This is a genomic window from Pandoraea sp. XJJ-1, from assembly GCF_026802345.1.
Lineage (GTDB): Bacteria > Pseudomonadota > Gammaproteobacteria > Burkholderiales > Burkholderiaceae > Pandoraea > Pandoraea cepalis.
Window position 1 is genome coordinate 4,327,518 of sequence record NZ_CP113827.1, and the last position, 15,044, is coordinate 4,342,561.

The 15,044-nt window shown below is 63.3% G+C and carries 16 protein-coding genes; 7 read left to right on the top strand and 9 right to left on the bottom strand.

Going from position 1 to position 15,044, the window contains the following annotated elements; translation table 11 throughout:
* Positions 1–18: 18 nt before the first annotated feature.
* The 3 genes from OYT13_RS19895 to OYT13_RS19905 all read right to left on the bottom strand — a co-directional run bounded on the left by OYT13_RS19895 (position 19) and on the right by OYT13_RS19905 (position 1,717).
* Positions 19–342, bottom strand: coding sequence for a cupredoxin domain-containing protein (locus tag OYT13_RS19895; RefSeq protein ID WP_051060359.1), 324 nt, complete (start codon positions 340–342; stop codon positions 19–21).
* Between the two features lie 100 nt (positions 343–442).
* A complete protein-coding gene (locus OYT13_RS19900) occupies positions 443–1,066 on the bottom strand; it encodes an iron transporter (RefSeq protein ID WP_017235836.1) in 624 nt (207 codons plus the stop codon).
* A gap of 189 nt (positions 1,067–1,255) precedes the next feature.
* On the bottom strand, positions 1,256–1,717 hold the full coding sequence (locus OYT13_RS19905; protein WP_268566857.1) for an Lrp/AsnC family transcriptional regulator: 462 nt from the start codon (positions 1,715–1,717) through the stop codon (positions 1,256–1,258).
* Positions 1,718–2,141: 424 nt separating this feature from the next.
* Here OYT13_RS19905 and OYT13_RS19910 point away from each other — a divergent pair, with 424 nt between their 5' ends.
* From OYT13_RS19910 to OYT13_RS19930, 5 genes are all read left to right on the top strand, one after another.
* Positions 2,142–2,957 (top strand): amino acid ABC transporter permease, encoded by an 816-nt coding sequence (locus OYT13_RS19910; RefSeq protein WP_261938027.1) that lies wholly within the window; start codon positions 2,142–2,144, stop codon positions 2,955–2,957.
* A complete protein-coding gene (locus OYT13_RS19915) occupies positions 2,954–3,607 on the top strand; it encodes an amino acid ABC transporter permease (RefSeq protein WP_017232991.1) in 654 nt (217 codons plus the stop codon). Before OYT13_RS19910 ends, OYT13_RS19915 begins: the two co-directional genes overlap by 4 nt.
* Complete coding sequence (locus OYT13_RS19920) at positions 3,591–4,319, top strand: amino acid ABC transporter ATP-binding protein (RefSeq protein WP_017232990.1); 729 nt, start codon at positions 3,591–3,593, stop codon at positions 4,317–4,319. Before OYT13_RS19915 ends, OYT13_RS19920 begins: the two co-directional genes overlap by 17 nt.
* Positions 4,320–4,362: 43 nt before the next feature.
* Positions 4,363–5,160, top strand: a complete 798-nt coding sequence (locus OYT13_RS19925) for a transporter substrate-binding domain-containing protein (protein WP_017232989.1) — start codon at positions 4,363–4,365, stop codon at positions 5,158–5,160.
* Positions 5,161–5,319: 159 nt separating this feature from the next.
* The gene (locus OYT13_RS19930) at positions 5,320–5,787 is read left to right on the top strand and encodes a c-type cytochrome (protein WP_302476043.1); all 468 of its coding nucleotides are present in this window, start codon (positions 5,320–5,322) and stop codon (positions 5,785–5,787) included.
* 30 nt (positions 5,788–5,817) lie between these two features.
* Here OYT13_RS19930 and OYT13_RS19935 read toward each other — a convergent pair whose 3' ends face one another.
* The 4 genes from OYT13_RS19935 to OYT13_RS19950 form a co-directional block, all read right to left on the bottom strand.
* Positions 5,818–7,305: a SulP family inorganic anion transporter gene (locus OYT13_RS19935; protein WP_017232987.1), complete on the bottom strand. Its 1,488-nt coding sequence runs from the start codon at positions 7,303–7,305 to the stop codon at positions 5,818–5,820.
* 73 nt (positions 7,306–7,378) lie between these two features.
* On the bottom strand, positions 7,379–8,728 hold the full coding sequence (gene gudD, locus OYT13_RS19940) for a glucarate dehydratase (RefSeq protein ID WP_017232986.1): 1,350 nt from the start codon (positions 8,726–8,728) through the stop codon (positions 7,379–7,381).
* A 46-nt stretch (positions 8,729–8,774) separates the two neighbouring features.
* Entirely contained in the window at positions 8,775–9,857 is a 1,083-nt protein-coding gene (locus OYT13_RS19945) for an SMP-30/gluconolactonase/LRE family protein (RefSeq protein WP_268566858.1), read from the bottom strand.
* Between the two features lie 39 nt (positions 9,858–9,896).
* The gene (locus OYT13_RS19950) at positions 9,897–11,318 is read right to left on the bottom strand and encodes an MFS transporter (RefSeq protein ID WP_327198101.1); all 1,422 of its coding nucleotides are present in this window, start codon (positions 11,316–11,318) and stop codon (positions 9,897–9,899) included.
* Positions 11,319–11,540: 222 nt separating this feature from the next.
* On the opposite strand from OYT13_RS19950, the gene OYT13_RS19955 reads away from it, so the two are divergent.
* Positions 11,541–12,524, top strand: a complete 984-nt coding sequence (locus tag OYT13_RS19955; protein WP_315973431.1) for a LacI family DNA-binding transcriptional regulator — start codon at positions 11,541–11,543, stop codon at positions 12,522–12,524.
* A gap of 127 nt (positions 12,525–12,651) precedes the next feature.
* Entirely contained in the window at positions 12,652–13,044 is a 393-nt protein-coding gene (locus tag OYT13_RS19960; RefSeq protein ID WP_017232978.1) for a hypothetical protein, read from the top strand.
* A 41-nt stretch (positions 13,045–13,085) separates the two neighbouring features.
* On the opposite strand, the gene OYT13_RS19965 is transcribed toward OYT13_RS19960, so the two are convergent.
* Entirely contained in the window at positions 13,086–13,859 is a 774-nt protein-coding gene (locus OYT13_RS19965) for a hypothetical protein (RefSeq protein WP_268567909.1), read from the bottom strand.
* 120 nt (positions 13,860–13,979) lie between these two features.
* Positions 13,980–15,041 (bottom strand): DMT family transporter, encoded by a 1,062-nt coding sequence (locus OYT13_RS19970; RefSeq protein WP_026131770.1) that lies wholly within the window; start codon positions 15,039–15,041, stop codon positions 13,980–13,982.
* Between the last annotated feature and the right edge of the window lie 3 nt (positions 15,042–15,044).

Sequence of the window (15,044 nt, forward strand, 5' to 3'; positions counted from 1 at the left end):
AGAACGACTTCCGCCCGCTTACTTGGCAACGATCACGCCTTGTGCCTGCTGGTGAAAATCGTCGAAAAACTTGTACTCGCCCGGCTGCAGCGGCGCGATCACCACGAACGACTGCGCACCCGGTGCCAACACCTTTTCCTTGCGAAGTTGCAGACTCTCGAACTCGACAGCGTTCGTGCCGGTGTTGTGCACTTCAATCTTGATGCGCTTGCCGGCCGGCACCTCGATGCGCGCGGGGTTGAGCTTGCCGTTGTTCATTTCCAGCCTGAAGGTTGGCAAGTCGTCCGCTCGCGCGAGCGACGGCCCCGCCAGCACGAACAAAGTCGCCACCACGGCTGTCATCGTGGCCAGCAGGCGCGCGATGCGCTGATTCATTCTTCCGCTCCAAACGAAAACAGCGCCGGCCCGCAGGCCAACGCCGAGTCAAATTCATGCGGGCGACTTAGTACCCGCCCTTCTTGCCAATTCCCGAGAAAGTGAAATCCACTTCCTTGGTCACCGGCTTGAACCACGGACCCACGCCGGTTTCCTTGTCGACGTGACGGCCAAAGCACCACGGGCCCATGCCCCCGTGCGCCGCATGGGCGTCGGCGGCGGGCATGCCGCCCATCTTGCAGCCGAACGCCTGCAGCGTGCCCGGTGCGTTGACGACCATCGTCAGCTTGTACTTGCCGACACCGGCCAGCTTGACGTTATCGCCGTAGTGCGGACCATCGCTCGCGACCATCGGCATCATCAACCCTTCGATGGATGCGCCCTCGGGGGTCTTGCCGTCGCTCTTCATCTTTTGCAGCTTGTACGTGATTTCCAGCCCGGGAATCCAGTCGCCTTCGGCGTAACCGTTCGGGTTCTTGGCAATCGCATGAATATCCGCTTCGAGGTGGATGTCCGACTTGGCGGCGTCGCGCATCATGCCGGCCGGTTCCATCGAGATCGGCTGGAGATACACCGTGTTGATCTCCATGCCCGCCACATTCAGCGGCTTACCAATGGGAAATTCGGCGGCATTCGCCAGGGTGGCTGCACCGACGAACAGCGCCGCAGCCACGAGGGATTTCACGCGCATACACACTCCAGATTGACAAAGAAGTTAATGCAAACAATTCTCAGTAATTTTAGCACTAACGCATTCGTCAGACAAACCACGAAGTCAAGGCAACACGGGGATGAACGGGGAATTCGAGCACGGCGCGAGCGCCGGCGGGCGCGCGGCGCGATTCTTGGCCGACGTTTACGAAAAATTACTGGGCGATGCTCAGGGCAACACGCCCCCCCGGTCGATCTTGCGGGCGAGCACGACCGACGTTGTCGTCCGGGTGACGCCGTCGATCTCGCCAATGGTGTCGAGCAGCGCGTCGAGCTGGTCTGCCGACGCCGCGTGCAGCCATGCCACGTAATCGAACTCGCCGCTGACGGTGCACAGCAGGTGAATCTCGGGCATCTTGTTCAGGCGCCGCAACACGTCGCGCCCGGAGCGCGGTTGCACGCTGATGCCGACACAGGCCTGCAACCCGCCTCCGGCGGCGTCCTGCCCGAGTCGTACCGTATAGCCGGCGATCACGCCCGCCAGCTCTAGCCTCGCCAGGCGGGCCACCACGGTCGTGCGCGCCACGCCGAGACGGCGCGCCAGATTGGCCGTGCTCTCGCGCGCATTGACCCGCAGCAGGGCGAGCAGGTTACGGTCGAGTTCGTCGAGGGCGGTCGCGGACAGCGTCATCGGATTTCGCCTTGAATGTCACGGTTGGAATGGCAAAGCGCGATTATAGAACCAGGAACCGCGCCGCCGCGCTCGGCGCTTCCCGACTGCCCAACCGTCCGACGCCCCCCCCCCGACGTCAAGAGATACGATGACACGCAGACAAAATCCGTCCTCATCAACCCGCCGTTGAGGCCGCCTCACGCGGCGTGCGGTTGCTTGCCCCACCGGCCAGAATCCCCTTTAACCCTTTCCCCGACAAGGCGAAAGCCAAGGGTATCCCCCCAATCCTCCGCTATTGACAACGCCGTATCGCGATGCGCAAAATCGCATCACTTATATGACGACGTACAAGAAAGACCCACCACAGTGATTGCGGGTGCCGTGACCGCAATGGACTGCCTGGCGCGTCGGCCCCGAACGTCACCGGAGACAGGCGCTTGCCATGCATTTCTCGTTGAATTTCGCCCCACTGCTCCCCTACTGGCCAGTATTCCTGGATGGCGCGTGGCTCACGCTGAAGATGACGGTGATTTCGGTTGTCCTCGGCACCGTCGTCGGTACGCTCGTGGCCTTTGCCAAGCGCAGCCGCCACCGCTGGCTCTCCCGCCTGTGCGGCATTTATATCGAAGCGGTGCGCAACACACCGTTCCTCGTCCAGATCTTTCTACTGTATTTCGGCCTGGCCAGCGTAGGCGTGCACATGCCGACGTTCGCCGCGTCGGTCATTGCGATGGTGATCAACATCGGCGCGTACGCGGCGGAGATCATTCGCGCGGGGCTCGAATCGGTGCCGCGCGGTCAGATCGAGGCCGCCGAGTGCCTGGGGCTGCCGAAATGGCGCATCGCGTGGCACGTCATGCTGCAACCGTCCATCGAAAAGGTCTATCCGGCGCTCACCACCCAGTTCATTTTGATGATGCAGGCCTCGGCCATGGCGTCGCAGATTTCCGCCGAGGAACTGACGGCCGTGGCGAATACCGTGCAGTCGGACACGTTCCGCTCGCTCGAAACCTATATCGTCGTGGCCGCCCTCTATCTGTGCCTCTCGCTGCTGGTCAAGCTCGTGGCGTGGGCCGCCGGCGAGTACTTCTTCAAGCGCCGCCGCATCGTGCGACGCGCCGCCGCGCAGACCGCTCAGGCCGCACGCCGTCGGGCGGCCGCGTCGCGCGCCGCCGGCCTGAACGCCCCGGGCAACGCCGGCACGCCGGGCGCTTCAGGCACATCCGGTACCAACGCCGCGCAACGGAGCGCCTCATGATGGGCAATTTTTCCTGGACCTATTTCAACTATCTGGTGCAGTCCATCGGCTGGACACTCGTGCTCTCGCTCATCGCATTCGTCCTCGGCAGCGCGGGCGGCTTTGTCGTGATGCTCGGACGCATCTCGCCGCGCCGATGGCTGCGCTTGCCTGCGCAAGTGTTCATCGAGGCAATTCAGGGCATTCCGCTGCTGATCCTGCTGTTCATCGTCTACTTCGGCCTGTCGGTGTATGGCTTCGAGTTACCCGCCATCGTGGCGGCCGCGCTGGCATTGATGGTGTACACCAGCGCCTACCTGGGCGACATCTGGCGCGGCTGCGTCGAAGCGATGCCGCGGGCGCAGTGGGAGGCCGCGGAGTGCCTGTCACTCTCGCGCTGGCAGACGCTGCGTCTGGTCATCATTCCGCAGGCGGTGCGCCTGTCGCTGCCACCGACCATCGGCTTCCTGGTGCAGATCATCAAGATGACGTCGCTCGCGTCGGTGATCGGCTTCGTGGAGCTGACGCGCGCCGGACAGATCATCAACAACTCGATTTTCCAACCCTTCCTCGTGTTCTCGTTGGTCGGGGTGTTTTATTTCGTGCTGTGCTACCCGCTCTCGCGCTGGAGCGCATCACTGGAGGACAAGCTCAATGTCGGCAATCGTTAAGGTCAACCAGATTCACAAGCGCTTTGGCGACAACCCGGTGCTCAAGGGCGTGTCATTCGAAGTTGAACGCGGCCAGATGGTGGCGGTCATCGGCGCCAGCGGCTCGGGCAAGAGTACGGCCCTGCGCTGCATCGATCGTCTGGAGACCATCGACGAAGGCTCCATCGAAGTGTGCGGCATTCGCGTGGAAGATCCGCACATCGACCTGCATCAATTGCGCCGCGAAGTCGGCATCGTCTTCCAGAGCTACAACCTGTTCCCACACCTGAACGTGCGCGAGAACATCATGCTCGCGCTGCGGCACGTCAAGCGCATGGCGCGCAGCGAAGCGCAAGACGTGGCCAAGCGCGTGCTCGATCAGGTGGGACTGTCGGACAAGGCCGAGAGCTATCCCGAGCAACTCTCGGGCGGCCAGCAGCAGCGCGTGGCCATTGCGCGCTCGCTCGCCATGTCGCCGAAGGTCATGCTGTTCGACGAAGTGACGTCGGCGCTCGACCCGCAGCTTACGGGCGAGGTGCTGCGCGTCATGGAAGACCTCGCGGCGAACGGCATGACGATGGTGCTCGTCACGCACGAAATGGCATTCGCCAAGCGCGTCGCCGACCAGATCATCTACATGCATCAGGGCAAGGTGTGGGAAGTCGGTCCGGGCGACATGCTCGACAACCCGCAAACGCCCGAACTGCGTGCATTCCTCGCCAACGGCCTGTAGTCCGGCCACGCAAGACAATCCATTATTCCAAGGAGACACCCGCATGAAACTCAAGACGTTCCTCACCCAAGCTTGCGCCGCCGCTCTGCTCGGCGCCGTGGCGCATGCTGCCCTCGCCGACCAGCTCGACGACATCAAGAAGGCAGGCAAGATCCGCGTCGCCATCGCCATGGGCACGCCGCTGTATTCGTATGCCGACGCGAACCTGCAACCGGTGGGCTCGGACGTCGAAACGGCCAAGCTGCTGGCCCAGGATCTGGGGGTGAAGCTCGACATTGTGTCCGTGACGAACGCCGCACGCATCCCTACGCTGCAGTCGAACCGCGCCGATATCGTGGTGGCCGATCTCGCGATCTCCCCGGAGCGTGAGAAGGTGATCGATTTTTCGATGCCGTACGCGGTCATCTCGATCATCGTCGGCGGCCCCAAGAGCATGGTCATCAAGGGCTATGACGACCTGAACGGCAAGCGCATCGGCCTCACGCGCGCGACCGTCAACGACACGCTCACCACGCAAAACGCCAAGGGTGCGCAGATCGTGCGCTACGAAGACGACGCGACGCTCATCACGTCGATGGTGACCGGTCAGGTCGACATCTTCTCGAGCACGCCGTCGAATCTCGGCGAGATGCAAAAGCGCGCCCCGGAGAAGAACCTCGAACTGAAGTTCGCGCAGACGGAATTCAATCTGGGCATTGCGCTCAACAAGAATCAGCCGGCGCTCAAGGATTGGATCAACCATTGGGTGAAGACCAATCTGAAGAACGGCAAGCTCAACGCGATCTACAAGAAGTACCACGGTCGCGATTTGCCGGAGAGCGTGATCAAGGGCGCGGCGTAAGACCGCTGCCGCCTGCGGCGATTGGCCGTCGATGCTCTGGCGTCGACGGCCGCGACACGATGTCGCACCGCCTTCGCACGGGAATCGCTGGTCGCGCCGGAGGGAACGCGGTAAGTTAGCGGATTGCCTTCGACCCGTTCCCCGGCTGCACGCCCTCCGATGACTGCCCGCTCCGCTTTCCCGATCTTCGCTGTCCCGCGTGTCGTACGACTCGCGCCACTCCCGCCACTCCCGCTTGCCGCCCGCCGACGCCGGGTTGCGCCAACGCTCGCGCTGCTCGGCGCGCTGAGCGCGCTCGCGTCGCCCGCCATGGCCGCTGGCGACGTGGAAGCCGGCAAGGCAATGTTCGCGGCACGCTGTGCGTCGTGCCATGCGGTCGGCCCCATGGCGACGTCGGGCTTCGGCCCGCAACTCAACCGCCTCTTCAACCGCCGCGCGGGCAGCGTGCCGGACTACGATTACTCTACGGCGATGAAGCAGTCCGGCATTGTCTGGGACGACAAGACGCTCGCCACCTTCATTGCCAATCCAGGCAAGACCGTGCCGGGAACGAAGATGCGCTTCTGGGGCATCGGAAACGAGCGCAAGGTGGCCGACTTGCTGGCCTACCTGCACACGTTCAAGTAACGCGCGACGGCCATCGCCCGCAAGCGTGCCTCAGGCCTCGACGAGGCTCACACCGGCTCGTTCCAGCAGGCGTTGATTGCGCGACGAAAGGTTGACGAAGCGCACGTTTCGACCCGACGTCCGATAACGCTCCCTGAGCGTCTCGAACGCCACGATGGCCGAGTGATCCGCCACGTGCAGAGACCGGCAATCCACAACGATCCGGCGGACATCGGACAACGGCTGGAACAGGTCCTGGAAATTGGCGGTCGACGCAAAGAACAGCGTGCCATGAAGCACATAGGTACGGGCGTCGTCGCCGTTCTCTTGCACGTCGGCACGAATGTCGCGGGCATGCTGCCAGGCGAAGTTGAGTGCGGCGATAACAATGCCACACATCACCGCGACGGCCAGATCCGTGAACACGGTGATGACCGTCACCGCGACGATCACGAGCGCGTCGTTGCGAGGCACTTTGCCGAGTACGCGAAGTGAGCCCCAGGCGAACGTCTGCTGGGCGACGACAAACATCACACCGACGAGCGCCGCCAGCGGAATGCGCTCGATGAGCGGTGACAGGCAAAGCACGAACAGCAGGATCATGATGCCAGCCGTCACCCCCGAAACGCGGCTGCGTCCGCCCGAACTCAGGTTAATCATGGTCTGGCCGATCATGGCGCAACCGCCCATGCCCCCGAACATTCCAGATACGACATTCGACGCGCCAAGCGCGAGGCATTCTCGATTCGGACGGCCGCGCGTTTGCGTGATCTCGTCGGTGAGATTGAAGGTGAGCAGCGTCTCCAGCAAACCGACCATCGCCATGAGCGATGCGTAGGGGAAGACGATCCGCAACGTCTCCAGATCGAAAGGCACTTGCGGCAGATGGAGCGACGGGAGTGCCCCGGCAATGTGCGCCATGTCGCCGAGCGTACGCGTGGGCAGGTGCAGTCCTTGGCTGAAGAGCCCGACGCCAACGATGGCGACGAGCGCGGGCGGCACGGCCTTCGTGAGGCGTGGCAGCCCATAGACGATCAGCATCGTGAGCGCAACCAGCGCGCACATGATTGCCAGCGGTGTGCCTTGCAGCCAGACGTCGCCGTGCGGCGTGGCTCGCTTGAAATGTGCCAGCTGCGCCATGGCGATGACAATCGCGAGCCCATTCACGAAACCGATCATCACCGGGTGCGGCACCATGCGAATCAGCTTGCCGAGACGCAACAGGCCGAAGAGCATCATGAGCACGCCGCCCAGAACGACGGTCGCCAGCAGATATTGCACGCCGTGTTGGATGACCAGTGCGACGATGACCACCGCCATCGATCCGGCCGCCCCCGAGATCATGCCGGGACGACCGCCGAAGATGGCGGTGAGCGCGCAGACGATGAAGGCCCCGTAGAGGCCCATGAGCGGATTGACTTGAGCGACCAGCGCGAAGGCGATGCACTCGGGCACTAGCGCGAACGCCGTGGTCAGACCGGCAAGCACGTTGCCGGGGAGATTCGGTAGCCACTGCTCCCGAAGTGTTTGAGACTTCATAAAATAACGTTCCGCATGGGACGCGCATTTTACCAGCCTCCGATGTTTTCCACCGATGCTCGAGCGAAGTGCCTCAGCGCACGAGGCACGGACGCTTGTTGTCGAACGTCCAGTTCGGAATCAGGTACTGCATCGCGACCCCGTCGTCGCGCGCACCGAGGCCATGCTGCTGATACAGCGCGTGCGCCTTCTCGACTTCGTCCATATCGAGTTCTACGCCGAGGCCCGGCACTTCCGGCACCTTCACTTTGCCACCGACGATCTGCAACGGATCGCGCGTGAGGCGCTGGCCGTCTTGCCAAATCCAGTGCGTGTCGATCGCGGTGATCTTGCCGGGCGCGGCGGCGGCAACGTGCGTGAACATGGCCAGCGACACGTCGAAGTGATTGTTCGAGTGCGAGCCCCACGTGAGGCCCCAGTCGTTGCACATCTGCGCAACACGCACCGAGCCCTGCATCGTCCAGAAGTGCGGGTCGGCCAGCGGAATGTCAACGGATTGCAGTTGAATCGCGTGGCCCATCTGACGCCAGTCGGTCGCGATCATGTTGGTCGCGGTCGGCAGTCCGGTCGCACGACGGAACTCGGCCATCACTTCGCGGCCAGAATAGCCATTCTCCGCGCCGCACGGGTCTTCCGCGTAGGCAAGAACGTCGTGCTTGTCACGGCACAGGCGGATCGCTTCGGCAAGCGACCAGGCGCCGTTCGGGTCGAGCGTCACGCGTGCTTCCGGGAAGCACTCCGCAAGCGCGGTGGCCGCTTCCATTTCCGCGTCGCCTGAGAGCACGCCGCCCTTGAGCTTGAAATCGTTGAAGCCATAACGCGCCTTCGCGGCTTGCGCCAGACGCACGACCGCTTCCGGCGTCAGTGCGACTTCCGTGCGCAGACGCTCCCAATCGTCGCGCCCTTGCGCGCCCGAGGCATACGGCAGATCGGTCTTGTTACGATCGCCGACGTAGAACAGGTAGCCGAGCATCTCCACCTCGTCGCGTTGCTGGCCTTCGCCGAGCAAGGCAGCGACCGGCACGCCAAGGTGCTGGCCGAGCAGGTCGAGCAGCGCGGCTTCGAGCGCCGTGACGGCGTGGATCGTGGTGCGCAGGTCGAAGGTCTGCAGACCGCGACCGCCCGCGTCGCGATCGGCGAACGCGGTACGCACGCGATTCAGAATCGCTTGCAGGTTGCCGATCGATTGACCGACGACGTAGGCACGCGCATCGTCGATCGTCTTGCGGATGGTCTCGCCGCCCGGCACTTCGCCTACGCCCGTGTTCCCCGCGCTGTCGGTCAGGATCACGATATTGCGCGTGAAGAACGGGCCGTGTGCGCCCGAAAGATTCATCAGCATGCTGTCGCGCCCGGCGACGGGAATGACGCGCAGTTCGGTGACGGTAGGCGTGGCGTTGACGCGAGTGAGAGTCGTGGACATAAGCGAAGTACCAGTAGTTGAGGGAAACAGGCGAGCGTCGTGACGATCAGACGGCGCCCTCGGCTTCCACGTAAAGCGAATAAAGCGAATGCGAACTTGCCATATACAGCCGGTTGTTCTTCGGGCCGCCGAACGTCAAGTTCGCGCAGCGTTCCGGCAATCGGATAAAACCGATCGGCTTGCCGTTCGCGTTGAAGACCTTCACCCCGTCGAGGTCGGCGGAACTGACACCGGCGCGTCCGTCAGCGCCCCAGCCGCACCACAGGTTGCCATCCGTATCGACCGCGAAGCCGTCGAGCGCCCCGGCGCCGTGCGCATCGAAAAGCTTCGACTTGTTTGACAGCGTGACGCCGTTTGCGCCGACATCGTATTGCCACAGCACGCGGCTCGGCGTGGCCCGGCTATCGATCACATAGAGCTTCGACTCGTCTGGTGAGAACGCCAGGCCGTTCGGCCCGGCGAGGTCAGTGATCCTCGCCTGCAACTCACCGTCCGGCGAAAGACGATAGACGGATGGCGGCAGCTCGGGCGTCGCCTTCTCGCCTTCCCAATGCCCCGCGATGCCGAAGGGCGGATCGGTAAACCAGAGGGCGCCGTTCGACTGGCAGACGACGTCGTTCGGCGAGTTCAGGCGCTTGCCCTGATAGCCGTTCGCGAGCACCGTGATCTTGCCGCTGTGCTCCGTGCGCGTGACGCGCCGCGTGAGATGCTCGCACGTGACGAGTCGCCCTTGCCGGTCTCGGGTGTTCCCGTTGCTCTGATTCGACGGCTGGCGAAAGACACCCCAATGCCCCGTCACTTCGTCATAGCGCATCATGCGATTGTTGGGAATGTCGCTCAAGACGAGGTAGCGTGCCGCGGGGAAGTACACGGGGCCTTCGGCCCAGCGCATTCCGGTCCCCAACTGCTCGACCGCGCTGCTGTAGAGCCGGTATTTCGCGAAGCTCGGATCGAGAATTTCGATGGCGACGTCCGGGTAGCGCGTGCTCGGCTGGAATGCCACCCGATGGGCATCGGGCGACCCGCCGAGCGGCTGCGCACCGGCGAAGGCATCCGCCGTCGCCATGGCGCTCGACGATGCGGCCTCGAGGGGCGAACCTTGCTCGTGCAATCCGCGGGCGGTATTCAATCGAATCTCCTTGCGATGGGACCGGTAGCCAGGTATGCGTTACGCCGCCAGCTCGAAGCGCTCGATCTTGCCCACGACGAACAGGTAGCACACGATCGCAATCAGCGCATTGGCGCTCACGAAGACCAGTGCCGCCGCGAACGAACCCGTGTCTTGCACGAGATATCCGATCACGATCGGCGTCGTGATACCTGCCGTGTTACCGAACGTATTGAAGAGGCCCGCGCACAGCCCGCTTGCTTGCTTCGGCGCCGTATCCGACACAACGGCCCAGCCCAGCGCGCCGATGCCCTTGCCGAAGAACGCCGCTGCCATGATGCCGACCACCACCCATTGGTTGTCCACGTAGTTGCAGGCGATCATGCAGGTCGACAGCAGCAGCCCGACGACGATGGGCACCTTGCGCGCGGTCGACGTCGAGAAGCCATGCTTCATCATCCGGTCCGACACCACGCCGCCGAGCAAGCCGCCGAGGAAGCCGGCAATCGCCGGGATCGACGACACGAAGCCCGCCTTCAGGATCGACATATGGCGCTCCTGCACGAGGTAGATCGGGAACCACGTCAGGAAGAAATAGGTGAGCGTCGTGATGCAGTATTGCGCGATGAACACGCCAAGCATCATGCGGCTCTTGAGCAGTTGCCTGAAAATCTTGCGCCCCTGCATTCCGTCGTTCGAACCCGCCGTCGCGACGCGACGCTGCGCGGCGACTTGTTTGTCTTCGAGGTCGATCATCGCACCGTGATCGGCAATGAAGCGGATTTCCGCGTCGTTCGCGAGCGGATGTTGGCGCGGCGCATAGATGGTCTTCAGCCAGACGCCGGTGAGCACGATGCCCAGCGCGCCCATCACATAGAACACGTACTGCCAACCGTACGCATGCGTGATCCAGCCCATGAGCGGCGTGAACAGCACGGCGGCAAAATACTGCGACGAATTGAAGATGGCCGACGCCGTGCCCCGCTCGGCCGTCGGGAACCACGTGGCGGTCATGCGCGAATTGCCCGGGAATGCCGGCGCCTCGGCCGCCCCCACGAGAAAGCGCAACGCGAACAGCGTGATGACCGCCATCGCCACCGGCAAGCCCGCGACCAGACCCTGCAGCGCCGTCACCAGTGACCAAAAGAAGATACTGCAGGCATAGACCCGCTTGGTGCCGAAGCGATCGAGCAGCCAGCCACCGGGAATCTGCGCGGCGACATAGGCCCATGCGAACGACGAGAACAGGTAGCCCATCGCGACCGGCGAAATACCCAGTTGGTGCTGTATGGCCGTGCCCGTAATAGAGAGCGTTCCGCGATCGGCGTAGTTGACCGTCGTGATCAGGAAAAGCATGAAAACGACCAGGTAGCGCGCCTTGCTTTGCCCCGCATAACGGCCATCGACGCCGCCTGCCGTCGCGGCCGCCGTGCCAAGCGCCTCATCCCGAGCCAAGGCTGCCCGCGTTACGCCATTTTCCATCATCGTCTCCGAAATGTTGTGTGATGTCTTATGTGTTGGAAGCATATGTTAGCGCAAACAGTCCGAAAATCCGGGTTTTCCCGGGATTAATACATACGACGTCGTATGTCATTGGGCTCTCTAATCGCGTTCTCTTATCGATAGAATGGATGAACTCAGGGAGCCGCGATGGAAGAGCACTACAGGCCGTCCGCCAGTCGGCCGCCTCAGACGAACGACAACGTGACGTTGGAAGACGTTGCACGCCTTGCCGGCGTTACGGCGATGACGGTGTCACGCACGCTGAAGCGACCGGAACTCGTACGCGAAGCAACGCGGCAACGGGTGCTCGACGCCGTTCGCGTGACCGGCTACGTGCCCAACCTGCTGGCGGGCGCGCTTGCCACGAACCGGAGCCACCTCGTGGCGTTGCTGTTGCCGACGATTGCGACATCGATCTTCACGGAACTGGTGCAGACGATGATGTCGACGCTGGCCGCGTCGGGCTATGAAACGCTGCTGGGGCTAACGGACTACCGTCGCGAACGGGAAGAGCAACTCGTGCACACCTTGCTCGGCCGTCGACCGGATGCGATCGTCCTGACCGGCACAGACCACTCCCGCGTCACACGCGAGCGATTGCTCAAGACGAACGTGCCGATCGTGGAAGTGTGGGACCTGGCCGACGACCCCATCGACATGCTGGTCGGTTTCTCGCACGAAGCCGTCGGCCGCGCGGTGGTCGACCATCTGCTGAAGAAATCGTACCGGCGGTTCGCCCTGATGTCAGCCGACGATCCGCGCGGAATGCGCCGCAGTATCAGTGTCGTGGAGGCATTGAAGGCGCACGGAATGGACGATGTGCCGTTGGAAGTCCTGCCCGCGCCGGCAACACTGCAAGCGGGGCGCGAAGGCTTTGTACGCTTGCTCGACAAAGGATTGCCCGACGTGATTGTTTGCAGCACCGACATGCTGGCGCAGGGCATTCTCGCCGAGGCGGCGAGTCGCGGCATTGGCGTTCCTCAGCAAGTGGCGGTGATGGGTTTCGGCGATCTGAGCACCGCCGCCCACGTCCATCCGTCCTTGTCGACGGTCCGCATCGACGGGGCGATGATCGGACGCCTTGCCGCCGAGGCCCTGCTGCAGCGACTGGATGGGAACCCGCCCTTCAACGAAACGCTGCGTGTCGATACAGGGTTCACGATCATCGATCGAGAGAGCACGTGAGGGTCGTGTCGTCGACGGTCGCCGGGACCCGCGTGACCGAATGATGAACGGCTGACAGCTTGCCGAACCCAGGCGAACGCGCGCATGATGGCGCGTTTGCCGCCTCATCGACACGACTATACCCACCATGCCCGCCCCTCTGGACACCGCCACCCTGATCGATCTTGCACGACGCGCGCAAGCCAAGACGCCCGGTCCGTGTGCGTGCACGAAAACGCCGCTCGACGGCTGGCAATCCCAACCGGTTTCCCTCGACGAAACGCTATTGCGGGAGATCGGCACCTTGCTCGCGGAAGACACTCCGGAACCGACCGTTGCCGAATACCTGCCGGGCAAGACGACGTACTGGGCGGACGATGCGCCGATCGCCCCGCGCTACTTCCCATACAACCGCTGCAGCGTGTGGGAATGCACGTCGTGCGCTCGGCTGTATCTGCGCTACACGGAAGGCGGTGGTTATTTCGTCGATCGACGGATTCGCGCACTTCGACTGGCCTTGATCGAAGACGTCCCGCTGTAGTCAGCGCTGGTGCTGGCGCGCAGCAGCCCACGCCGTTGGCATCATCGAACGCCGTCGTTCAACGCGTGACCCGATGCGCCCGCGCGACGCCAGTGACCTGATTGCGGGCAGACCTCGACCCTTCCGCCATTGCGCCGCACTTGCTCGTCATTCACCGTCGTCGGGCCCGATGGGTCGACGTCGAAGGCGACGTGGAGGGCGCGTGCGACATCGGGATCCTCGATCGGAAGCTCCCAGGTCAGGAATACCTGCGTGCCATCCTGATCTACGGGGAAATCGTCGGCATCGAAGGCGTGGCGGCCGCGTTGAATCACCCCGTGCGGCTGGCAGGTGTCGAATATCAGCACCGTCCCCCGGGTCAAAGGAATGCGAAGGTCCAATCCGGGGAAATGAACGTCCTGCCCCTTGTCTTCGCTCAGGAACAAATTGCAAAAGGCCGCGCCGCCGTACTGTTCTCCGTCGTGGTGATACCTCGCACCACGGCACGCCATGAGCGCGACATCCTTCGACGCGAGCCACCCGGGCAAGCCAAGCGTGTTCGTCCAATCGGACGCGGCCTGCACATATTGCGAATAGTTCGGCCAGCGCGCCCGCGCGCGAGCGAGCGGCATCACATCGACATCCCCGGCGCCCAGCGTCATGCGCAGCGATAACTCCCGCGTCCAATCGGCGAGCAGGCGCGTTGGGAGCTCAGGCACGTCGACAGTGCCCGACAGCACAACGTCGCTCACGCACCGCCTGCGGATGGCGTCGCCACTCCAAAAGTACGAAGTGAGGTGGTTTGGGGTGGGAGGTTGTGGAGCGTTTCGGCGCATCGTCAATGTAATGAAAGGGACCGGAATGCACCGCGCGCCGGACGGCTGCTTCAACCACATCCATGGCGCGATCCCGAGGTGTCGCTGCATGCTGCCCCGACTTCGGACCGACCCCACCGGCTAGTGCCGATGCCGGTGATGGATGTCGGGAAAATGCGCATGCGAATGCGTGATGGGTAGATGTGCGTGCGCGTGCGTGTGCGGCGCATCGCCGGCATAAGGAAAGTCGTGTTCGTGCTGATGATGTTCGTCATGGCGGTGGCGATGCGTATGCTCGAGCCGCTCGTGCGTATGCGCATGTTCGTGCCGCTCACGCACATGCAGCCAGATACCGACCGCCATGAGTCCGGCAGCCAACGAAAAAGTCAGATCAGGCCATGCGGGCCAGATGATCAGAGAAAGTATGACGCCGAACAGCGGCGCCACCGAAAAGTAAGCACCAGTACGCGCGGTTCCGAGATTGCGCAGCGCGACCACGAACAGCACGAGACTGATTCCGTAACCGGCAAGCCCTGTCGCCATGGCCGCGGCCACTGTCCCTGGCGACGGCAGCGAAGCACCCGCCGCGAACGCAATGCCAAGATTTACCGGACCCGCCGCCAATCCTTTCAGACACGCAATCACCATTGCGTCGTTTGCCGAGACCTTGCGCGTGAGGTTGTTGTCGATAGCCCAGCACATACACGCACAGACGATCAACAGCGCGCCCACCGGCAAACCCACCCCGCCAGGGTGCCATGAGAGAAGCACGCCGCCCGCGACGATCGCCACCATGCCGAGAAAAACCTGGAGGTCCACGTTTTCCCGGAAAACCACCCAGGCAATGACGGCCGTCAGCACGCCCTCGAGGTTCAACAGCAGCGAACTCGTTGCCGCCGGGGTGCTCGACAGCCCCAGCATCAGCAACGCCGGGCCGGCGACACCCCCCATCGCAATCGCGCCGATCAGCCACGGCAGCTCGCCCCGCTGGATGCGATGGTCGCTGCCGGCATGACGCCCACGCCCACTCAACGCGCGCCACGCGATCCCGACACCCAGCCCCAAGCCGCTCCCCAGATAAAACAGCCCGGCCAGCATGAATGGACTGACGGCGCCGAGCATCGCTTTGGCGAGCGGCGTCGCGGCGCCGAAAAGCGCCGCGGCAGCCAAAGCGGTGAATACCGCGCTGTATCGGAATTTCACGGT